14 protein-coding genes and 1 pseudogene are annotated in these 21,877 nt (G+C 72.4%); 10 read left to right on the top strand and 5 right to left on the bottom strand.

The window, feature by feature from the left end; genetic code table 11:
• The first annotated feature begins 13 nt into the window (after positions 1 to 13).
• Positions 14 to 5,035 (top strand): DUF6531 domain-containing protein, encoded by a 5,022-nt coding sequence (locus AB0I21_RS16755; protein ID WP_360561971.1) that lies wholly within the window; start codon positions 14 to 16, stop codon positions 5,033 to 5,035.
• Between the two features lie 65 nt (positions 5,036 to 5,100).
• On the opposite strand, the pseudogene AB0I21_RS16750 reads toward AB0I21_RS16755, so the two are convergent.
• Positions 5,101 to 5,190: pseudogene (locus AB0I21_RS16750) on the bottom strand (IS5/IS1182 family transposase); the annotation flags it as partial.
• A 374-nt stretch (positions 5,191 to 5,564) separates the two neighbouring features.
• On the bottom strand, positions 5,565 to 6,731 hold the full coding sequence (locus AB0I21_RS16745; RefSeq protein ID WP_360561969.1) for an ROK family transcriptional regulator: 1,167 nt from the start codon (positions 6,729 to 6,731) through the stop codon (positions 5,565 to 5,567).
• A gap of 45 nt (positions 6,732 to 6,776) precedes the next feature.
• Here AB0I21_RS16745 and AB0I21_RS16740 point away from each other — a divergent pair, with 45 nt between their 5' ends.
• Positions 6,777 to 8,012, top strand: coding sequence for a Gfo/Idh/MocA family oxidoreductase (locus tag AB0I21_RS16740; protein ID WP_360561968.1), 1,236 nt, complete (start codon positions 6,777 to 6,779; stop codon positions 8,010 to 8,012).
• Between the two features lie 6 nt (positions 8,013 to 8,018).
• Here AB0I21_RS16740 and AB0I21_RS16735 read toward each other — a convergent pair whose 3' ends face one another.
• Both AB0I21_RS16735 and AB0I21_RS16730 read right to left on the bottom strand, forming a co-directional pair.
• Complete coding sequence (locus tag AB0I21_RS16735; RefSeq protein ID WP_360561966.1) at positions 8,019 to 10,511, bottom strand: DUF4832 domain-containing protein; 2,493 nt, start codon at positions 10,509 to 10,511, stop codon at positions 8,019 to 8,021.
• 54 nt (positions 10,512 to 10,565) lie between these two features.
• Positions 10,566 to 12,905 carry a carbohydrate-binding protein gene (locus AB0I21_RS16730; protein ID WP_360561964.1) on the bottom strand — a complete coding sequence of 780 codons (2,340 nt, stop codon included), beginning with the start codon at positions 12,903 to 12,905 and terminating at the stop codon, positions 10,566 to 10,568.
• 167 nt (positions 12,906 to 13,072) lie between these two features.
• On the opposite strand from AB0I21_RS16730, the gene AB0I21_RS16725 reads away from it, so the two are divergent.
• The 7 genes from AB0I21_RS16725 (at position 13,073) to AB0I21_RS16695 (ending at position 20,058) form a co-directional block, all read left to right on the top strand.
• Positions 13,073 to 14,020 (top strand): sugar ABC transporter permease, encoded by a 948-nt coding sequence (locus AB0I21_RS16725; protein WP_360561962.1) that lies wholly within the window; start codon positions 13,073 to 13,075, stop codon positions 14,018 to 14,020.
• Between the two features lie 10 nt (positions 14,021 to 14,030).
• The gene (locus AB0I21_RS16720; RefSeq protein WP_354904924.1) at positions 14,031 to 14,912 is read left to right on the top strand and encodes a carbohydrate ABC transporter permease; all 882 of its coding nucleotides are present in this window, start codon (positions 14,031 to 14,033) and stop codon (positions 14,910 to 14,912) included.
• 36 nt (positions 14,913 to 14,948) lie between these two features.
• A complete protein-coding gene (locus AB0I21_RS16715) occupies positions 14,949 to 16,286 on the top strand; it encodes a sugar ABC transporter substrate-binding protein (RefSeq protein WP_360561960.1) in 1,338 nt (445 codons plus the stop codon).
• A gap of 67 nt (positions 16,287 to 16,353) precedes the next feature.
• Entirely contained in the window at positions 16,354 to 17,847 is a 1,494-nt protein-coding gene (locus AB0I21_RS16710) for a glycoside hydrolase family 36 protein (RefSeq protein WP_360561958.1), read from the top strand.
• 14 nt (positions 17,848 to 17,861) lie between these two features.
• Positions 17,862 to 18,209 carry a DeoR family transcriptional regulator gene (locus tag AB0I21_RS16705; RefSeq protein ID WP_360561956.1) on the top strand — a complete coding sequence of 116 codons (348 nt, stop codon included), beginning with the start codon at positions 17,862 to 17,864 and terminating at the stop codon, positions 18,207 to 18,209.
• A gap of 304 nt (positions 18,210 to 18,513) precedes the next feature.
• The gene (locus AB0I21_RS16700) at positions 18,514 to 18,756 is read left to right on the top strand and encodes a hypothetical protein (protein WP_360561954.1); all 243 of its coding nucleotides are present in this window, start codon (positions 18,514 to 18,516) and stop codon (positions 18,754 to 18,756) included.
• A gap of 372 nt (positions 18,757 to 19,128) precedes the next feature.
• Positions 19,129 to 20,058 (top strand): ADP-ribosylglycohydrolase family protein, encoded by a 930-nt coding sequence (locus AB0I21_RS16695; RefSeq protein ID WP_360561953.1) that lies wholly within the window; start codon positions 19,129 to 19,131, stop codon positions 20,056 to 20,058.
• Positions 20,059 to 20,066: 8 nt separating this feature from the next.
• On the opposite strand, the gene AB0I21_RS16690 is transcribed toward AB0I21_RS16695, so the two are convergent.
• Positions 20,067 to 21,212: an NAD(P)/FAD-dependent oxidoreductase gene (locus AB0I21_RS16690; RefSeq protein ID WP_360561951.1), complete on the bottom strand. Its 1,146-nt coding sequence runs from the start codon at positions 21,210 to 21,212 to the stop codon at positions 20,067 to 20,069.
• Positions 21,213 to 21,336: 124 nt separating this feature from the next.
• Here AB0I21_RS16690 and AB0I21_RS16685 point away from each other — a divergent pair, with 124 nt between their 5' ends.
• Complete coding sequence (locus tag AB0I21_RS16685; RefSeq protein ID WP_360561949.1) at positions 21,337 to 21,846, top strand: hypothetical protein; 510 nt, start codon at positions 21,337 to 21,339, stop codon at positions 21,844 to 21,846.
• The last annotated feature ends 31 nt before the right edge of the window (positions 21,847 to 21,877 follow it).

Raw genomic sequence — 21,877 nt, 5'->3', positions numbered from 1 at the left:
CTTCCATGTGCGCATGCCCACACGGAACGCGACCGTCATCGGTGCCCACGTCCTCAGCCACAGCGGCGAACACGCCCCCACGCTGGTGGACCTCCAGCTGCCCGGGCGGGGCCCGTCGGTCCAGATCGCCCGGACCTACCGCTCGCAGACCGGGCCGCCCGACGGCCCCTTCGGGCGGGGCTGGTGCTTCGCCTACGACAAGCGCCTGACCTGGGCCGACGACGGCCTGATCCTGCGCGACGGCACCGGCCGCGAGCTGCGGTTCACCGACCGCGCCGACGGCCCCGGCTTCGACCCGCCCGACGGCGTGTACGCACGGCTGGAGCGGGCCGGCGACGGGCTCGCGCTGCTCCAGCCGCGCGGCAACCGGCTGGTGTTCACCGACCCGGAGGACGGCGGCCGGCTGGTCGCCGTCGCCGACCGCAACGGCAACACGGTGCGCCTCTCGTACGAGGACGACGCCATCCTCGTGACGGACCCGTTCGACCGCGAGGTGCGGCTGCGCCTGCGCGACGGCCGGATCCACGAGATCGACGACGGCGGCCGCCGCTGGCAGTACGCCTACGACGGCGACGGGTGCCTGGTGACGGTCGTCCAGCCGCCGCGCAACAACGGGCTCGAGCGGCCCACGGTGCGGTACACGTACGACGGGCGGCTGCGGCTGGAGAGCGTCACCGACCCGAACGGCAGCACGTTCCTGCGCAACGTCTACGACGACGAGGACCGGGTCGTGGCGCAGCTGCACGGCGGCGGCACCATCACCTACGGGTACGAGGGCCGCCTGACCCGCCTCGTCGGCAAGAACGGCGGCCGGGTCGAGCTGCGCCACGACGACCGGGGGCACGTGGTGGAGCAGACCGTCTGGTCCGGCGGTGTCGCGCTGACCACCGGCAGCGAGCACGACCGGCACGGCGAGCTGGTCCGGCGGGTCTACCCGGCCGGGCACCGCGACGAGTGGCGCTACGACCCCGACGCCGACGACCCCCGCGCTCGGGGGAACCTGACCGAGGCGGCCCGCATCGACGCGTCCGGCTCCGTCCGGCAGGTCCGGCGGTACGCGTACGACCCGGCGCACCAGGGTGTCGTGACGATGGTGGACCCGCACGGGCGGCGGTGGCGCTGGTCGTACGACGAGCGCGGCAACCTCGTCGAACGCACGACGCCGCCGGCGACGGTGTCGCTGCCGGGCGAGGAGGCGGCGACGGTCACGCTGACCGAGCGCTTCGAGGTCAACGACGGCGGCCAGCTGACCCGGTACACCGACGCGCGCGGGGCGACGACCGAGTACCTGCACTACGCCGACGACGACCCGACCGGCGCCCGGACGGCGCCCGGCGACCCGGCCGAGCCGCCTGCGCGCGGCGGCTACCTGCGAAGGGTCGTCCGGGACACGGTGACGGCCGCGTTCACCTACGACGCCGCCGGCCATGTGACGTCCGTCGTGGACGGCAAGGGCGCCGCGACCGGGCTGGTCCGCGACGCCCACGGCGACGTCACCGAGCTGCGCTCGCGGGCCGGCGACGCGTACCGGCAGGCGTACACGTACGACCTCAACGGCAACCTGGTCGAGCGCACCGTGTCGTTCGTCCGCGGCGGGTTCGACGGCGCCGAGGCAACGGACGAGCCGGCGGTCGTGGTCGAACGCTTCGCCTACAACGACCTGAACAACCCGATCCGGCGCACCGTCGCCGGCGAGGGCCTGGAGCAGGTCACCGTGCTCGAGCGCGACGCCGCGGAGAACGTGGTCCGCGAGGTGGACCCGACCGGCGCGGTCACCACATACTCGTACGACGAGCGCAACCTGCCGGTGGCCGCGGTCGCCGCGGACGGGACCGCGCTGCGCTGGACGTACACGGCGAACGGGCAGCTGGAGTCCGAGACGGACGGCCGCGGTCACACCACCCGGTTCCGCTACGACGGGCTGCACCGCTACGCGGGGTACGACGGCCCGGACGGCACCTCGCTCGACCAGTGGCGCGACGCGGCGGACCGGGTCGTGCGGGTCCGGCTGACCGGCGACGCCGGGAACGCCGACCCGGCGGTCCTCGCCGAGGCGTTCTACGCCTACGACGAGCTCGACCGGCTGGTCCGTGTCGACCGGTCGTGGCACGACCCGGCGACCGGGGCGCCGCTGGGCGCCAACGGCCTGGTCTCGGCCTTCGTCGAGTACGGCGTGCACAGCAAGCCGGTCCGCTGGTGGACCCCGGCCGGCGGCGCGCTCACGATGACGTACGACGGCGCGAACCGCATCACCTCCGTCACCGACGAGTCGGGCCTGACGGCGGCGGTCGGCTACGACGAGAACTCCAACCCGGTGCACCTGCGGCGGGGCGCCACCGTGGTGACCCAGACGTTCGACGAGCTCGACCAGCTGCGCACCCGCCGGCTCGGCGACGACCCCGCCGACCTGTTCGTCCACAATGGACTCGGCCGGCTGGTCGGGCACGTGGACGGCGCCGGCGGGTCCACCCGCTACGTGCACGACGGGCTGGGCCGCCCGACCGGCCGGGTCCGCACCGCCGCGCCCGGGCAGGTGCTGTTCGACCAGGTGAGCTACGACGAGGCGGGCCGCGTCACCGCCCGCACCGACGCGGCCGGCAACCTGACCCGCGCCACGTACGGGCCGCGCGGCCTGGCCACGGTGATCGAGGCCGACGGCGCCGTCACCGCGTTCGAGCGCGACGCCGGCGGCGACGTCGTCCGGCTCACCCAGCCCGACGGCACGGTCGTCACCAGCGACCGCGACCCCGCCGGCCGGCTCGTCACGCAGGCCGTCACCGCCCCGGGCGGGGTCGCCGTCCCGGTGACCGCGCTGCGCTACGACGGGCTGGGCCGGATGACGTCCACCTGGACCCCCGACGCGAGCACCGCCGTCGCGTACGACTCGCTCGGCCGGCCGCTCACCGAGACGCAGTCCGGCCGGACGATCCGGTACTCCTACGACACGGCGGGGAACCTGACCGGCCTCGTCTACCCGAGCGGCCGCCGGGTGAGCCGCGCCTACGACCGCCGGGGCCGGCTGACCGGCGTCGCCGAGGACGGCGTCACGATCGTGTCGTACGAGTACGACGCCGACGGCCGGCCGGTCACCGTCCACTTCGGAACGTCACTGGTCGCCGAGCTGTCCTACGCGACGGGCACGGGACGGCTGACGGCGCTCACCTACCGGTCCCCGGGCGGGACGGTCGTCGACGCCTTCTCCTACCTGTTCGACGACGCCCGGCGGCCGGTCGCCGAGGACCGCAGCGGCACCGGCGACCGGTTCGGCTACGACGCCGCGGGCCGGCTCACGTCCGCGTCCTACGGGGACTCCGGGGTCTCCGTCCGCTACGAGCTGGGCCCGCTCGGGCTGTGGGAGCGGCGGGTCGAGACGCTGCCCGACGGCACCGAGGTGGTCGGCGCGGCGACCGTGAACGCCCGCGGCGCGTACCTGACGGCCGGCGGCACCGCGTACACCTACGACGACAACGGCCGCCGCACCGGGGAGACGACGGACGGCACCGGCCGCACGTACGAGTACGACCACGACGGCCAGGTCGTCGGCGTCGGTGACGTCGACGGTGGCGGCGTGATCCGGTACGGCTACGACGCCCACGGCCGGCAGGTCGGCCGGAACGGGGTGACCCGGGTGTGGAGCGGCGACCACCTGCTGGAGGAGTGGGACGGCGAGCGCCTGCTGCGCAGCTACACCTACGGCGACGGCCCCGGCCAGCCGGTCCAGGTGTCCACCGGGGACGGCGCGCGCTCCACGTACGTGCTGAGCGGCCGCGGCCTGATCGCCGGCCTGATGGACGCGTCCGGCGCGCCGGCCCGCAGGTACTCCTACGACGCCTACGGCCGCCCGACCGGCTCCGCGGCCGACGGCGCGCTGCTCGGCGGCGCCGTGCTCTGGGACCCGGGCGCCGGGCTGTACTACACCCGTAGCGGCGGCGGATACGCCACGACGTCGATGCTGCCGTTCAAGCCGCCGAAGCCGGACCCGAGGCGTCCGGGGGTCGACTACCGCGACGCCTGGGACAAGATGTCCGACGTCGGCGAGGGGCTCATAGTGCTCGGCATCATCGGCGAGTTCTTCCACGTGCCCGGCTCGGAGATCGTGCTGCTGGTCGGCGCGGTGCTGGTGGCGCCGCACCAGGTCGACAAGATCGGCCAGCGCTTCGGCTGGTGGGGCCCGCCCGCGGCGAAGCCCGCCAAGCCGGGCGACCACTCGGGGCGCAGCGACGGGTTCGGCGACCGGTTCGGCGACGGGTTCGGCGGCCTCGGCGACGGCTTCGGCTACGGCGGACCCGGCTACGGCGGGCCGGGTCACAGCGGCGGCGGGTACGGCGGCTCGGGTTACGGCGGCACCGGGTACGGCAGCCCGGGCGGCGCGGACAGCGGCGGCGGATACGGCGGCGGGGAGCCGGCGGGCCCGTGGGGCGACCGGCCCGACCGCGAGCCGTCCGGCTCCGGATCCGGTTCGGGTGGCCCGCGGGCGCCGGAGTACGGCGACCCCGGCGGCGGCTCGTCGACGCCCGAGTCCCCCGAGCCGACCCCCAAGCCCGACCCCAAACCGTCCGGCGGCTCCGGCGGTGGCGGCTCTGGCGGCTCCGGCGGCGGGAAGAAGGACGAGCCGAAGGGCGGCGGCGACAAGCCCGTGCCCGACGACAAGACGCCCGTGCCGCCCGGCACGCCGATCGCCACGCCGAACCCCGTCGACGGCACCGGCGAGGGCGTCGACAAGGACTGGTGGCGGGGCCTGCCCGGACGCAGCGCCCTGACCGCCCTGTCCGGCACCAAGGTCGACGAGCGCGAGGCGACGCCGCTGTTCCAGCCCCCCACCGCCGCCTCCGTCGTGGAGATCCTGGCTCCGCGGTTCATCACGAAGGACGAGGGCGGCGAGGGCGTCACCATCAACCTGCACACCGTCCACTCGGCCTGGGTCGCCGGCGGCAGCGGCAGCAGCTCGTCGGACGGCTGGGGCGACAAGCCCCACACCCTCGCCGAGAGCCTCGCCGCCCCGCGCATCCGGGACGCCTCGATCGCCCGCTTCTGACCCGGCACCCGTGACCGACGCGCTGCCCGCGGCCGCCACCGACGGCCGCGGCGGCGGCGTCAGCTGATCCAGGCGAAGGTGCGTTCCACGGCCCAGCGGCGGGGAAGGATTTGCAGGCCGCGGGTGGTGGGGTCGCGGCGCGCGATTTCCACGGTGATGCCCAGGACGTGGTTGGCGCCTTCGGTCAGGGTGATGGCGTTCCGGCCGGCCGCCGCTCGGGCTGCGGCAAGCCAACGCCGGCAGCAGCGGCTCAAGGACCGCGCCCACCGCGCGCCGGTATCGGTCGGATACCTCCTTGCGGGGCCGGTGTCCCCGATGGTCGGCCGGTGATCCCGGATGGTTGTGGTGGCTGTGGCTGCTGGTGTTTGCGCGGGATCGTGGGGAAGTGATGGCCGTCGTTTGCTGGACTGGTTGGTACCAAGGCCGTTTCTCATGATCCGGAAGACTTTGTGCTGCTATGACGACACAAACTCTTCCGGATCATGGGAGGGCCCGCCGCGGCAGCGGTGGGGGAATTACAGCCAGCCTGCTAGCGGCGGGGGGCTACGGGGGCGCTGAGGCCGAGGGTGAAGAGGCGCTGGTCGACCTCGTTGAGGGCGAGGCGGAGGGCGCCCAGGGCGACGCTGTCGGCGCCCAAGGTTGAGGCGCGGACGTCGGGGAGGCGCAGGCACAGGCGGGCCAGCTCGCGGCGGAGCGGGTCGAGGACGAGGTCGGCGGAGCGGGAGAAGCCGCCGCCGAAGACGACGACCTGGGGGTCCAGGGCGAGAACCAGGGCGGCGGTGCCGATGGCGAGGTCCTTGACGTAGCGGTTGACGGCGGAGCGGGCGTCGCGGTTGCCGTCGCGGGCGGCGTTGAAGACCCAGGCGGCGGCGTCGTCGGGGCTGACGGTCGCCGGCACGCCGGGGCACTGCGCCAGGTTTGAGGGTGCGGTCAGCCAGCGGACGGCCTTCAGGGCGCCGATCTCGCCGGCGGCGCCGCCGTAGCCGCGGCGCAGGACGCCGTCGATGATGAGGCCGGCGCCGATGCGCATGCCGGCGAGGAGGAAGACGATGTCGTTGGCGTCGCGGGCGGCGCCCTGCCAGCGCTCGGCGAGGGCGGCGAGCTTGCAGTCGTTCTCCACGACGATGGGGCAGGTGAAGCGGTCGCTGAGGTGGGCGGCGAGGTCGACGGTCTGCCAGCCGGGCAGCGGGGTGAAGAGGGTGGTCTTGCCGCTGGCGTCGACGGGGCCGGTGACGCCGATGGTGACGGCCCAGATGTCCTGCTCCGTCTTCCCGGCCTCCGACAGGCAGGTGGCGAGCACGGCGTCGAGCGCGGCGAGCCGCGACGGCGGGTCGGCGTCGGCGGCGACGGTGCAGCGGGCCGTGTGCACGACGTTGCCGTCGAGGTCGGCCAGCAACGTCAGTATCTTGTGGGCGCCGACGTCGACGCCGATGACGTGCCCGGCGGTGGCGCGGAACCGGTAGCGCCGCGCGGGCCGCCCGACGACGCTGCTGCCGCTCGGCTCGACGACCGTGGCCCAGCCGCCGGTGACGAGGCCCTGCGCGATGACGTCGACGGCGGGGCGGGACAGCCCGGTCAGCTTCGCCAGCTCCGTGACGGTGGCGGGGGGCTGGTCGCGCAGCGCCCGGACGACCGTCAGCGAGTTGAGCTCGCGCAGCCGGGACAGATCGGTGCCGCTGATGACCTGATCTGTCACAGTTTTCCCCTTGACGTATCGTGCCGGCGGCGCGCCAATATTGCTATGGAGTTTACAAAGTACTCGGGGGATCGCAACCCCGTCACCATCGCGGTGGTCGGCGCGGGCCTGCGAGGCCGCCAGTACGCACGGCTCGCGGCGGCGCAGCATGCCGAGATCGTCGCGGTCGCCGAGCCGGACCCCGAGCGCCGGGCGGCGTTCGCGAGGACCCACGGCATCCCGGCGGGCGGGGTCTTCGACAGCTGGGAGGCGATGGTCGCGGCGGGACGGCTCGCCGACGCGGTCGTCGTCGCCACCCAGGACCGGTTGCACGTCGAGCCGGCCGTGGCGCTGGCCCGGCAGCGGTACCACCTGCTGCTGGAGAAGCCGATGGCGCCGACGGAGCCGGAGGCGCGCCGGATCGCGGAGGCGGTCGAGGCGGCGGGCGTGATCGGCGCGGTCTGCCACGTGCTGCGCTACACGCCGTACACGAAAGCGCTGAAGGCGACGATGGGCAGCATCGGCGACCTGGTCAGCGTGCAGCACCTGGAGCCGGTCGGCTGGTGGCACCAGGCGCACTCGTTCGTCCGCGGCAACTGGCGGCGCGAGGACGAGTCGGGTCCGATGCTGCTGACCAAGTCCTGCCACGATCTCGACTGGCTGGCGTACGTCGTCGGCTCCACCCCAAGCCAGGTGGCGTCGTTCGGCGGCCTGGCCCACTTCCACGCCGGCAAGCGACCGCACAAAGCCGCAGCGCGGTGCGTGGACTGCGCGGTGGAGCCGACGTGTCCGTATTCGGCGGTCAGGCTGTACAAGACGGAAGACGGCAGGCTGAGGTGGCCGGTGGACGCCGTGACCGACGATCCGCGCGAGCTGGGACGCGCACTCCGAACAGGACCCTACGGCCGCTGCGTGTACGACTGCGACAACGACGTCGTCGACCACCAGGTCGTCGCCATGCAGTACTCCGGCGGCGTGACGGCCACGTTCACGATGACGGCGTTCACGCCCATGCAGCGCCGGCAGACCCGGCTCTTCGGCAGCCACGGCAGCATCGAGGGCGACGGCCGCCACCTCACCGTCACCGACTTCCGCACCGGCACCACCAGCACCGTCGACACCGGCGAGCACGAAGACGGCCACGACGGCGGCGACGAGGGGCTCGTGGCGGCCTTCGTCGCCGCCGTCGCGGCGGGCGACCCCACGAAGCTCAGCTCCGACATGGCGACGAGCCTCGCCTCGCACCGGGTGGTCTGGTCAGCCGAGCGGGCCCGGCTGACCAGCACCGTGGTCAGGCTGTGAACAGGATCAGACGAAGGAGATGCTGTCGATCGTGACGGTGCCGCTGCCGCCGTACCAGAAACCCATCGCGAGCTGCGCGGGGTTGGCGCGGTTGATGCCGTTGGCGACCAGCGGGATCTTGATGTCCTGGAAGGCGCCGGTCAGGGCGGGGTGCCCGCCGCCGTCGAGGGTGTAGTCGGCGAACACCTTCGTGGTGCCGCCGAGGCTGAGGTTGAAGTGCGCCGGCGACGTGCCCTTGATGCGCACGACGAGGTAGGTGCGGGTGGAGACGTCGACGCCGACGTCGCTGCCGAACCAGCCGCAGTTGTTGTACTGCAACGTCAGCGCCCCGCCGTCGACGGCGCCGTTGCCGCCGCCGTTGATGAAGCAGTTGCCGCCGGTCCACTTCCCGAGGTCGTTCTTGGCCGCCGAGGGGTAGGCGGGCGTGCCGTCGTAGTCGTCGACGACCAGACCGGCCGGCGTCGGCGGGGCGGTGGAGGCGGTCAGCGGCGCCGACGCCGGTGAGAGATTGCCCGCCGCGTCGCGGGATCTCACGGTGTACGTGTAGCTGCCGGCGCTCAGGCCGCCGTCGGTGTACGCCGTGCCGGTGGGCGTGCCGACCTGCGTACCGTCGCGGAACACCAGATACCCGGTGACGCCGACGTTGTCGGTCGAGGGGTTCCACGCCAGGGAGATCGAGGTCGTGGCGGTGCCGGTGACCGCGAGCCCGGCCGGCGTCGACGGCGGTGCGCAGTCGGTGCAGCCGACGCCGACGGTGACGGCGTTGCTCGGGACCGACACGTTGCCGGCGGCGTCGCGGGCGGTGACGGTGTACGTGTGGGAGCCCGCCGGCACCCCGGTGTCGGTGTACGACGTGCCGGAGACCGTGGCCACCTGCGTACCGTCGCGGAACACCGTGTATCCGGTGACGCCGACGTTGTCGGTGGCGCCGGTCCACGACAGCGACGCCGAGGTGGCGGTCGTGCCGGTCGAGGTCAGCGTGGGCGCGGTGGGCGGCACGCAGTCGGCCGTGCACGAGCCGACCTGGATCGCGCCCGCGAGCACGTTGTAGCCCTTGGTCGCGTCCCAGGTGCCGGTGTTGGCCAGGCGCACGGAGTACGCGGGGTTGCCGCGCAGCCCGGTGGCCTGGTCGGGCAGCCACAGCGCGAGCTTGTAGGTGCCCGCGGTCATCGACGGCAGGGTCACGGTCTGCGTGGGGACGGTGACCGCGCCGGGGCGCCAGGTGCGCGGGTCGAGGCCCGGCAGCGGCACGTTGTAGCGCTGGGTGCCGTTGTCGAAGACCAGGAAGACGGGGCGGGGCCTGATGATGCCCGCGTAGCCGTCGTTGGTCAGGTGCGCGGCGAACGTGAACGGGCTGCCGGCGACGGCCTGCGTGGTGTACGTGGCGTCCTGCAGGCGCAGCCGGTAGCCGAGCTTGCGCTCGATGCGGGTGAACAGGGTCTCGGCCGGGTCGTTGCCCGACGCCGCCAGGTGCGCGGCCTTCCAGATGTCGGTGTTGACCGGCGCGTAGTCCTCGTTGATCTCCGTCCAGTGCTGGTGGGACAGCTCGTACTGGGCGTTGACCCCGGCGCTGTCGTTGGCGCCGCTGGCGTTGCAGGTCTCCCCGCCGATCATCTTGTTGCCGCCGGCGCTGGTCGCCATGTCGTACACCCACTGCTTCTTGACCGACACGTCGAACCAGCCGAGCCAGGAGTTCTGGTCGTAGGTGCCCATGTCGGCGGTGTCGGCGAGGAAGCAGTCGTCGTGGAAGCCGAGCCGGTCCTTGTCCTGGGTGGTCATGAGGCAGTTGTCGGGCAGCGGGCAGCCGGGCGGCGGCGTGGTCCGCTGCGCGAACTCGTAGTTGAAGATGGGGTAGCGGATCGCGATCGGCATCGTCGCGGGCGTGCTGCTGAGCAGCTTCTTGACGAGGCGGTAGCGGACCGGCGCCTGGCTCTCCTCCGACGATGCGGTGTAGGGGCTGGAGTGCCACTCGCCCCAGGCGCCGAAGAACCCGGCCTCCAGGTGCAGGATGACGTCGGCGTTCGCCGCGAGGACCGGCGCGAGCTGGTCGATGTGGCGCTCCATCTGCGGCTCGGTGACCGCGGAGTAGCCGTCCCAGACGTAGGCGACCCGCAGGACGATCTTCATGCCCTGGGCGCGGATCGCGGCCAGCCCGGTGCCCAGGTTGGTCATCAGGGCGGGCGGCAGGTCGGCGGTCTGGTACTTGTCGAGGTGCAGGTAGCTGTGGATGAGGGTGTTGCCGTTCGCCTTCGCGCGGGCGAAGGTGCGGTCGAGCATGTCGGGGTTGAAGCCGGGGATGGTGTTGCTGGCGTAGTCGTTGACGGCGGGGTCGTCGACGATCTCGTAGCGGTTGTGGAAGCCGCGCTCGGGGTTGGTGAACACGGTGCCGAGGTCGGCGGTGTAGGTGGCGGTGGTGGTCGGCGCCGCCGCGTGGGCGACGCCGGGCGTCGACAGCAGCGCGACTGCGAGGAGCGCGGCCGCGATTCGGGTCCGGTGCATCATGCTCCTTGGCGAGGCCGGCGCCGTCCACAGTGGACGGCGCCGGCGCGGGGGTCAGTTGCTGAAGGAGAGGCCGTCGATCGAGATGGAGCTGTTGCCGCCGTACCAGAAACCCATGGCGAGCTGCGCCGGGCTGGTGCGGCTGATCCCGTTGGCGACCATCGGGATCTTGATGTCCTGGTAGGACGTCGTGATGACCGGGTGCCCGCCGCCGTCGAGGGTGTAGTCGCCGAACACCTTGCTGGCACCGCCGAGGCTCAGGTTGAAGTGGCTCTGCTCGCCGCCGGAGGCGCCGCGGACCCGCACGACGAGGTACGTGTACGCGGAGACGTCGGTGGCGACGTCGCTGCCGAACCAGCCGCAGTTGTTGTACTGCAGGGTCAGCGCCCCGCCGGAGACGACACCGTTGCCGCCGCCGTTGAGGAAGCAGTTGCCGCCGGTCCACTTCGCGAGGTCGTTCTTCGCCGCGGACGGGTAGGCGGGGTTGCCGTCGAAGTCGTCCAGGCCGATGCCGCCGCCCCCGCCGCTCGCGGAGGTCGTGACGGTCAGCGGGCCGGACGCCGCCGACACGTTGCCCGCGGCGTCGTAGGCCTGCACGGTGTACGTGTAGGCGGAAGACGCGGACAGGCCGCTGTCGGTGTAGGACGTGGTCGCGGACGTGCCGACCTGGGTGCCGCCGCGCAGCACGCGGTAGCCGGTGACGCCGACGGCGTCGGTCGACGCGTTCCAGGTCAGTGACACGCTGCTGGCCGTCTTCGCCGGCGAGGCGAGCCCGGTCGGCACGGTCGGCGCCGTGGTGTCGCCGCCGCCCCCGCCGCCGACCCCGATCGCGCCGAGGCCCAGCCACCCGTCGGCGTTCTGCGTGGCGTTGCCGAAGCGCAGCTTCTTCGCGTTCGCGCTCACCGCCTCCAGCGGGTTCCTGACCCGCAGCACCAGTTGGTACGAGCCGGTCGCCACCCCGGTGAGGCTGACACCGGCCTGGAAGTACTGGGGGTAGCCGAAGTCGCGGTACGTGGGGTCGGCGCCGACGCCCCAGTCGGGGAACGCCCGGATCTTCAGCGGCTGGACGGTCCGCAGGTCCCAGGGGGTGTCCCAGGTCTTGACCACGGTCCCGGCGGAGTTCTTCAGGCCGAGCGTGACCGTCCACGGGTAGTAGAACGGGGCCACGCCGTTGTTGACGAGCGTGACGCCGACCGTCGCGCTGCTCCCGCTGACGGTGTTCGGGAAGTACGCGTGGGTTGCGGACAGGTCGTAGCCCATGAGCCGCACGGCCGCGGCCACGTTCGGGTCCGACGGCGAGTAGCTCTGGCTGGTCTGGTTGATCTTCCAGGTGGTGTGCTCCAGCTCGATGCAGGCCTTCATGTTGTCGACCTGGCCCGAGCCGCCGGGCCACGAGGCGAACGCGGAGCTCTGGATCTCCGGCCGGACCTCGCCGCCCATCGAGCTGGTGATCCACTTGTTCTCCACGCCCATGTTCACGGCGCGCTGCAGCTGCGAGTAGCTCGCGCCGCCGAGCGACTGCGGCAGGGTCACGCCCGCCAGCGGCGAGCCTTCCCTGTAGCAGAACGAGTCGTCGTGGTAGCCGATGTCGCGGGCGTTCGCGGCGCCGCCGGCGGAGTCCGGGTAGCGGATCTCCAGCTTCGTCTTGTTGAACGCGGTGTCGAACGCCTGGATGATCTGCGCCCCGTGCGCGTCGGTCGGCATCAGGTTCGGGTAGCCGTCGGCGGTGTCGGTGTCGAACGGCCACGTGTGCCACTCGCCCCAGAGTCCGACGATGCCGAGGTTGATGAAGCCGATCCGGGGGTCGCCGTCGTAGCGGGCGCCGAACGCGGCGATGAAGTTGGACAGCGCACTGAGCAGGTAGGGGCTGTCGTAGTCCGGCGACACCGTCCCCCAGAAGGTGTTGTTGCGGTACGTGACGTGCCCGTCGAAGCAGTGCGGAATGGAGTTTCCGGGATGGCTGCCGGTGCCGCCGGGATACTCCATGAAGAACCGGATGGCGGCCTGGTTGCCGTACGACGCGATCTCGTTGAGCGCGCTGTCCACGATCGACCAGTCGTAGCTGCCGCAGTTCGCCGCGTTGGTCATCACCTCGGACAGGCCGAAGTAGCTCCACGCGAGGGACAGCGGGTAGCCGGTGCTCTGGTTGTCGCCCGGGAAGTAGAACCGGGCGAAGCCCTTCAACGGGTTGTCGAGCGGGCTCGGGGCGGCGGTGAGCGGGTGGTCGGTCAGCGACGGGCTCGGCGTGGCGGGCGGAGCCGGTCTGGCCGGCGGGCCGGCCGGTGCCGCGACGGCGGGCTGCGCCTGCACGGTCACGGCGAGCACGGCCGTGGCGGCGGCCGTGCAGAGTGCGGCGGCGAACGCGAGGGCTCGCCGCCGCGGGGCGGTACGCATGGATGGGCCTCCGGGACGTGGGGTGAAGTCCCCGTACCTCGATTTGATACGAGGAGGTGTTGACAAAGTTTCCCTGAGCTTCATCATTATTAACGGCCGCCCACCCCTCGCCGCAAGACATCAATCTCGAAGACTTTCGATGGACGAATCGAGGCCGGACCGTGACGATGCGTAACTCCCTGGCGGTGACCGCGCCGCCCGCGCCGGACCCGCCCGGCGAGCCGTCAGGCGCCGCCGGACCGCGCCGTCACCGCGACGACCGGCGGGTCGCCTGGCTGTTCCTGCTGCCGGTGCTGGTCGGCTTCGCGGTGTTCTACCTGTACCCGACGGTGCGCGGCGTCTGGTACTCGCTGACCGACTACAGCCTGCTCAACACCCCGTCGTACGTGGGCGCCGACAACTACGCCAAGCTCGTGAGCGACGCGCAGTTCTGGAAGTCGCTGCGGATCACGGCGTACTACGTGGTCGTCAACATCGGGTCGCAGACGCTGCTCGCCCTCGGCGTCGCGGCGCTCATGCACCGGCTGACCCGCTCGGTCGTGCTGCGGGCGACGCTGCTGCTGCCGTGGCTGGTGCCCAACGTGACCGTCGGGCTGCTGTGGATGTGGCTGCTGGACGCCAACCTCGGCTTCGTCAACCACCTGCTGACCGCCGCGGGGCTGGACAGTCGGGGCTTCCTCACCTCGCCGGACCTGGCGATGCCGTCCATCGCGCTCATCAACACCTGGGCCTACACCGGCTACACGGCGCTGCTGCTCTACGCCGGGATGCTGCAGATCCCGCCGCACCTCTACGAGAGCGCCTCCCTGGACGGCGCCGGCGAGCTGCGGATGTTCCGCATGATCACGCTGCCGCTGCTGCGCCCGATCCTCGCGCTGGTGCTCGTCGTGTCGCTCATCGGCTCGTTCCAGATCTTCGACACCGTCGCCGTCACCGACAAGATCGTGCCGGTCGGCGCCACCCGGGTCATCTACTACTACATCTACCAGCAGGCATTCACGTACTTCCACCTGGGCTACGCGTCGGCGGTCGCCATGGCGCTCGTGCTGATCCTCGGCCTGCTCACCGCCGTGCAGATGTGGCTGCTGCGCGCCTCCCGATCCGACCTCACCTGAGAGAGGCCTCATGTTCCGCCGCCTGACGCCCGGCCGGCTGCTGGCCTGGACCGCGCTGATCGCCTTCCTCGTGGTGACGATCGTGCCCTTCTACTGGATGGTCCGCACCGCGCTCACGCCCGCCGCCGACATCTACCGCGACAGCACCGGCCTCGTGCCGGAGCACCCCACCCTCATCAACTTCGAGCGCGTCCTCGGGCTCGTCGACGACCAGACCGCCCGCGCCGCCGGCGGCTCCGGTGCGAAGATCAACTTTTTCCGGTACACGCTGAACTCACTGATCTACAGCGGGCTCATCGCGACCGTCCAGACCTTCTGCTGCGCCATGGCCGGGTATGCCTTCGCCCGGCTGCGGTTCCCCGGCCGCGACCTGCTCTTCGGGCTGTTCGTCGCGGCCCTGATGGTCCCGCCGATCTTCACGCTGCTGCCCAACTTCGCGCTCATGCGGCAGTTCGACGCCGTCGACACCTTCGCCGGCATGGTCGCGCCGTCGCTGCTGATGACCCCGTTCGCGGTGTTCTTCCTCCGCCAGTTCTTCCTGTCGGTGCCGCGCGAGGTCGAGGAGGCGGCCGTCATCGACGGCGCGAGCCGCTGGGGCATCTTCTGGCGGGTCATCCTGCCGATGAGCCGCGGCCCGCTCATCACCATCGGCCTCACCACGTCCGTGTGGGCGTGGAAGGACTACCTGTGGCCGCTGCTCGTCGGCCGCGGCGAGGACAACCGGGTGCTCACCGTCGCCCTCGGCGTGTTCCTCCAGCAGTCACCGAACACCGCACCCGACTGGACCGGGCTCATGGCCGGCTCCACCCTGTCCGTCCTGCCCGTCCTGCTGCTGCTGATCTTCCTCGGCAAGCGGCTCGTCCAGTCGCTGAACTTCACCGGCATCAAGTAGCCGACACCCCCCACCCCATCCTCGAAAGGGATTTCCATGTCCAGAATCCGCATGGCGGCCGCCGCGCTGTCCGCCGCGGCGATCGTCCTGCCCCTCGCGGCCGCCTGCTCCGACGAGTCCGGCGGCGACACCGGCAACGTCACGCTCAACTACTGGCTCTGGGACGACAAGCAGCTGCCGCCCTACCAGGCGTGCGCGGACGAGTTCACCAAGGCCAACCCGAACATCACCATCAAGTTCACGCAGACCGCGTGGTCGCAGTACTGGCAGAACCTGACCACCCAGCTCGCCGCCGGCAGCGCGCCCGACGTGTGGACCGACCACGCGTCCTACTACCCGCAGTTCGTGTCCAGCAACCAGATCCTCGACATCCAGCCGTTCGTCACGAAGGACAAGGTCGACCTCGGCCAGTACCAGGCCGGCCTCGCGGACCTGTTCGTCAAGGACGGCAAGCGCTACGGCCTGCCGAAGGACTGGGACACGATGGCCCTGGTCTACAACACCAAGCTCGTCACCGACACCGCCGGCCTGGACAAGCTCACCTGGAACCCGGGCGACGGCGGCACCTTCGAGCAGGCGATCGCCAAGGCCACCGTCGACAGCCAGGGCCGCAACGGCCTCGACCCGGCCTTCGACAAGAACAACGTGAAGGTCTACGGCTTCCTGCCGGAGTGGGCGGACGGCTCGCAGGGCCAGAACGGCTGGGGCGACCTCGCCGTCGCCAACGGCTTCACCTACCTCGACAAGAACCCGTGGGGCACCAAGTACAAGTACGACGACCCGAAGCTCGCCGAGACCATCGGCTGGTTCAAGCACCTCATCGACAAGGGCTACGCGCCGAAGTTCGACAAGCAGTCGAACCTCGGCCGGGACGCGGTGATGGACACCGGGACGGCGGCGTACACCATCGTCGGCTCCTGGACCATCGGCACCTACCTCGGCACCGGCGCCAAGCAGCAGTACGCCTTCGCCCCGCTGCCCACCGGCCCGTCCGGGCGCAAGACCGCCATCAACGGCCTCTCCGACGCCATCTACGCCGGCACCAAGCACCCCGACCAGGCGTGGGCATGGGTGAAGTTCCTCGGCTCGTCCGCCTGCCAGGACATCGTCGGTGAGAAGGCCGTCGTCTTCCCCGCCGTCAAGTCCGGCACCGAGAAGGCCCTCGCCGCCCACAAGGCCGCCGGCCGCAACGTGCAGGCCTTCACCGACCAGGCGACCGCGTCCGGCGGCACCTTCTTCCTGCCGATCACCGACCACGGCAACGAGGTCAGCCAGATCGTGCAGGACGCGATCCAGTCCGTCGTGCTCGGCCAGGCCGCCCCGGCCGACGCGTTGAAGAAGGCCAACGACCAGGTCAACGCCCTGTTCAAGTAGCCCCATGAACCAAGCGGCGGGGCGCTCGGCCCGCGCCCCGCCGCCACACAACCTGATGAGGAGAACCATGGCACAGCTCGTCGAGGTCGGCGGACACCACTTCGCCGTCCAGCACTCCGCCGCACCGGCAGTCGAGATCGGCTCCGCCCCCGGCGGCGTCCTGCTGCCCCCCGGCCGGGTGGCGATCCTGCACGGCCTCGGCGACGCGTCGTTCTACCGGCACGGGCAGAACTCGTGGAGCCCGTGCGGCTGGCGGCGGCTGAGCGAGCCCCCGCTGCGCGTGCCGAACCCGACCCGGCTGGTCACCGCCGACGACCCCACGTTCGACGACCCGGCGCGGCACCACTCCTCGGCCGTCGCCGCGCTGCAGGGCCCCGACGGCGGCACCCTGCTGCTCGGCGCGCTCGGCCTCGACACGCCGCGGCTCACCGCCGACCACGACACCCTCACCGGCTGGTACGCCTCCTCCGGCGCCGACTGGTTCCTCGCCTACGGTCCCGAGGAGGACGTCTTCGCCGCCTACGCCGCCCAGCTCGCGTCGCGGTTCGGCGCCGGCATGCGGAAAGCCGGCAACGTGTGGTGCAGCTGGTACGCCTACTACGAGAACGTCACCGAGGCCCAGCTGACCAAGGACGTCGCGGACCTCGCCGGCCTGCCATTCGACGTCGTGCAGATCGACGACGGCTGGGAGGAACTGGTCGGCGACTGGCAGCCCAACGCGAAGTTCCCCAGCGGCATGCGGGCGGTCGCCGGCCGTATCGCCGATGCCGGGTTCACGCCGGGGCTGTGGCTCGCCCCGTTCATCGCGCTGCCGCACTCGCGCCTCGCCACGGCACGGCCCGAGCTGCTGCTGCGCGACGGGTCCGGGCAGCCGGTCGTCGCCGGATACAACTGGGGCGGCCCCTACTACGCCCTCGACCTCGCCCGCGAGGACGCCCTGGCGCACGTCGCCGAGCTGATCCGGACGGTCGTGCACGACTGGGGGTACCGCTACCTCAAGCTCGACTTCGTCAACGCCGGCGCCGCGCCGCTGCCGGGCCGTGACCGCGACCGGCTCTACCGGGAGGGGCTGCGGGTCATGCGGGAGGCCGCCGGCGACGACGTCTACCTGCTCGGCTCCGGCGCGATCCTGCTGCCGTCGCTCGGCATCCTCGACGGCCTGCGCAGCGGCCCCGACGTCGCGCCCATGTGGGACAACTACGCCTCCGTCGACCCCTCGGACGCCACCGCCCGCAACGCCGTCGTCAACAGCGTGCACCGGCTCTGGCAGTCCCCGCTCGTCGAGGTCGACCCCGACGTCATCTACTTCCGCAGCAAGCTCAACCTGCTCACCACCCAGCAGACCCGCTGGCTGCGCGACCTCGCCGACGTCTGCGGCTTCCGGGCCGTCTCCGACCCGCCGAGCTGGCTCACGCCGGCCGAGCTCGAGGACATGCGCGAATACCTCGACGCGAAGCCGGTCATCCGCCGGCTCGGCCGCTACCGCTTCACCCTCGACGGCCGCGAGGTCGACTTCGCCCCGGCCGTCGCCACCGACGGCCAGCTCTACCCCATCTCCTGAGGCGGTGCCGTCCCATGCCCACAACGGAGTCCAGCCCGGAACCCCTGCTGCCGGCCGTGCGCCACCAGCGCATCATCGAGCTGCTGGCCCAGACCGAGTACGTGACGATCGCCGACGTCCGCAACGCCACCGGCGCCTCCCTGGCGACCACGCAACGCGACCTGGCGCGGCTGGCCACGACGGGCGCCCTGGCCCGGGTCCGCGGCGGCGCCACCCGTCCCCAGCCACCACGCGGCGAGGCCCGCCTGCTCGCCGCGTGCCTGACCCGGGTCCGCCACGCCCTCGACCGGCACGACCTGACCACCGCCGAGAACGCCCTGCACCAGGCCCTGGACGCCTGCGCCCGGCTCCGCCGCGGCTGACCCCGGCCACGGCGGACCGGCGGGGATCGGGGCCCGCCGGTCCGCGCATCTCCGGACAAGGACCGGACGGCGGAGTCGAGCAGCGCGCATCGCCGGACTTCTACGCTGGCGGGATGACGGACTCACAGGTGCGGCTGGTCCACAAGGGTGCGCCCCTGGACGGGGTGGCGATCGGGAGGGAACGGCCGGGCAGCGGCCGGGCCGAGGTGGTCGTCACCTGCCCGACGTGCGAGGAGCGGGTCGCCGTGGCCGTCCTGAGCCGTTCGGCGGTCCGGCGGTCCGGCGGGAGAAGGTGCTGGAGAGCGTGGCATGCCTCGCCGCGGCGGGTGCCGGGGTGGGCGGCACGGTCTGGGCATTCCGCAGCGACCCGGTCCACGACGGTTTCGGGTTGCTGACCATGCTCGTCGTCCTGACCGCCGTCGGGGTGTGGTTCGAGCGGACGGTGACGATCGACGACGGGGTGCAGCTGAAGCGGTCGCGGGCGCACGCGCTCGACCGTCCCGGCTGGACCGACGGCTACCAGTACGAGTTCGAGGCCAGCCCTTAGCCGGTGTGGGAGTTCGGTGTCGGTTTGGGGCAGGCGGATGCCGGCGCGGCGTACAGGTATGAGCGCGGGCTCTTGATGGGGGAAAGGGTTCCTACACCAACAACCCCGGCACCAACCAGTGCAACAAACGACAGCGATCACTTCCCCACGATCCCGCGCAACTCCGACAGCCACAGCCACCACAACCATCCGAGATCACCGGCCGACCATCGCGAACACCAGCCGCCGACCCCACCCCATGATCCGGAAGAGTTTGTGTCGTCATAGCAGCACAAAGTCTTCCGGATCATGAGAAACGGGATCGGGATCGACCGGTTCGACGGGCGGTGGTGGGGGCGCTGGGGGGTGGGGTGCTGGGAGGATCTGGGGGTGGTGAGGTTTGCGTTGACGGAGCGGGTGCGGCTCGGGCTGGTCGACGACAGCCTGGCGGGGTTGTCGGTCGGGGACGCGCTCGGGGCGCAGTTCTTCATGGTCGGGCGGTCGGTCGGCGATCTGGTCGCGGGGCGGGTGCCCGACGGGCCGTGGGAGTGGACCGACGACACGCACATGGCCTGCTCCGTCGTCACGGAGCTGCGGGACGGGCCCGCCATCGACCAGGACAGGCTCGCGACGCGGTTCTCGCTGCGGTACGAGTCGCACCGCGGCTACGGAGCCGGCGCGGCGACGGTCCTGCACGAGATCCGAGAGGGCGTGCCGTGGCGGGAGGCCGCGCGGCGGGCGTTCGGCGAGCAGGGGTCGCTCGGGAACGGGGGTGCGATGCGGGTGGCGCCGGTCGGGGCGTACCACGCGGACCGGCCCGCACGGGCGGCCGAGCAGGCGGCCCGGGCCGCCGAGATCACCCACGCGCACCCCGAGGGGGTCGCCGGGGCGGTGGTCGTCGCCGTCGCGGCGGCGCACGCGGCGGCGGCGAGGCTCGGTGGGGTGCGGCCGGAGCCGAGGGCGTTCCTGGACCTGTTGCGGCCGCACACACCCGAAGGCGCCGTGGAGCGGGGGCTCACGAAGGCGGGCCGGCTGATCGGGCGGACCGCGCAGGAGGCCGCGTACGAGCTCGGCAACGGCAGCAGGGTCACGGCGCAGGACACGGTGCCGTTCGCGGTGTGGGTGGCCGCGACGCACCTCGACGACTACCCGGCGGCCGTGACCGCGTGCGTCGTCGCGGGCGGCGACATCGACACGACCGCGGCGATCGCCGGCGGGATCGTGGCCGCGTACACGGGCGTCGGTGAACGCACCGAGACAGGCGCCGGCGTACCGCGGCCGTGGATCGACGCCAGGGAACCGCTACCGGAGTGGGTCCGCTGACGGGCGGGCTACCGGACCGGACTGGGTGACGGTGACGGAGACGGAGACGGGACGTCGGGGAAGGAGCGGTCGCCGAAGAGGATCCTGGCGGCGGCGGAGCGGCCGGGGCGGGTGCGGAGGAGCGCGACCGCGGCCTCGGCGGCGGCCGGGGAGGTGACGGACGCGAGGGCCCGGCGCAGGGCGAGGCGGCCGCGGAAGCGGGAGCGCAGGGCGTTGCCGTCGTAGGCGCTCAGCACGTGGTCGTCGCCGGTGCGCAGATAGTCGGCCGTGACCGTGGCGGCGAGCTCGGACAGGCGCAGGCACGGGTCCAGGCCGCCGGCGGTCAGCGGGGAGACGGCACCGGCGGCGTCGCCGACGAGGAGGCCGGACGGGCACGCCAGGCGGCGCAGGACCCCGCCGACGGGGATCGGGCCGCCGCGGCGCTCCACGGGGCCGGCGGGCCTGTGGAGCGCGGACAGGCCGGGAGCGTCGGACGTGAAGGCCGACAGGAGGTGGCGTACGCCGGAGCGCATCGCGGACGGGTAACCGGCGACGCCCGCGTGGACGTGGTGGCCGTCGTCGATGACCCACCCGAGGTAGCCGGGGGCGACACGCGGGTCCAGGACGCAGTGGAACGCGGGGACGCTCGTGGCGGACCCGCTCGGGTGGATGATCTCGGCGCCGACGAGCAGCCGGCGGTTGACGTCGAGGCCGAGGTCGCGGGCGACGGCGGAGCGGGCACCGTCGGCGCCGACGACGAACCGGGCCCGGACCGCCTCGGCGCCGTCCAGGTGCGCGATGCCGGCGGTGATGCCGGTGTACCGGACGCCGAGCAGCACCCGGGCGCCGGCGGTCTCCGCGGCCCGCCGGGCGTGGTCGTAGACGGCCGGCATGTCGGCGACGCGGTACTCGTCGCGGTCGCTGGTCAGGTGCACGGGGTCGCGGCGGGACGGCGGGTAGAGCAGCACGTCGCGGACGCCGGGGCCGAGGAGGTGGCCGGGCAGGTCGAAGTCGTCCAGGGTGCGCCGGACGAAGATCCCGGTCGTGCGGACCCCGGCCGCGAGGGACCTGCGCCGGTCGACGACCAGGACCCGCAGGTCCCGCTCCGCGAGCAGGCGGGCCGTGTGCAGGCCCGCCAGTCCGGCACCGACCACCAGTACGTCAACCGTCTCCACGGGACGGACGGTAGAGCCGATCCGGGCCGCACGGGCCGGCGTGCACCGGACCCGCCCGACACCTTCGCAGCAGGTTCACAACGCCGCTCGGGCCGGCGTTGACACGGCGCGTGACACTGTCGGCATGCTCGCATCGAAGTCCGTGCGTACGGTGCTCGCCGCGTCCACCGCCGTGACGCTGGCGGGCTGCATGCTTCGCCCGCGCGACGAGCCCGACGACCACCTGCTCGATCCGGCCGCGACGGCGGCGACCCCGGACCCGTGCGGGCTGCTCACGCCGGACGAGGTGCAGCAGGTGCAGGGCGGCACGATCGAACCCGGCGAGGAGATCCGCGGCAACCGGACCGGCGAGCGGGTGTGCTCCTTCGACCAGCAGGGCACGAAGCTGCTCACCACGGTCAGCGTCTACCCGGAGGACCGCGCCGGGTTCGACGGCGAGTTCGAGACCGTCAAGGCCAGCTTCCCGGACAGCGAACGGGTCCCCGGCATCGGCGAGGCCGCGTTCATCAGCACCGTCTTCCTGTTCTCGATCAAGGGCGCGTTCGTCGTGGTGGTGGTCGCCGCCGGCGACGTGGACGCCGCGAAGCCGAAGCTGCTCGCGCTGGGCCCGAAGGCGGTGGCGAGACTGCCGTGAGGCGCCCCCCGCCGCGGCAGCGGTGGGGGAA

The organism is Dactylosporangium sp. NPDC050588 (genome assembly GCF_040654975.1).
GTDB classification, from domain to species: Bacteria; Actinomycetota; Actinomycetes; order Mycobacteriales; family Micromonosporaceae; genus Dactylosporangium; species Dactylosporangium maewongense.
The sequence above is the reverse complement of the archived record's forward strand: the minus strand, read 5'-3'. Positions and strand labels throughout refer to the sequence as shown.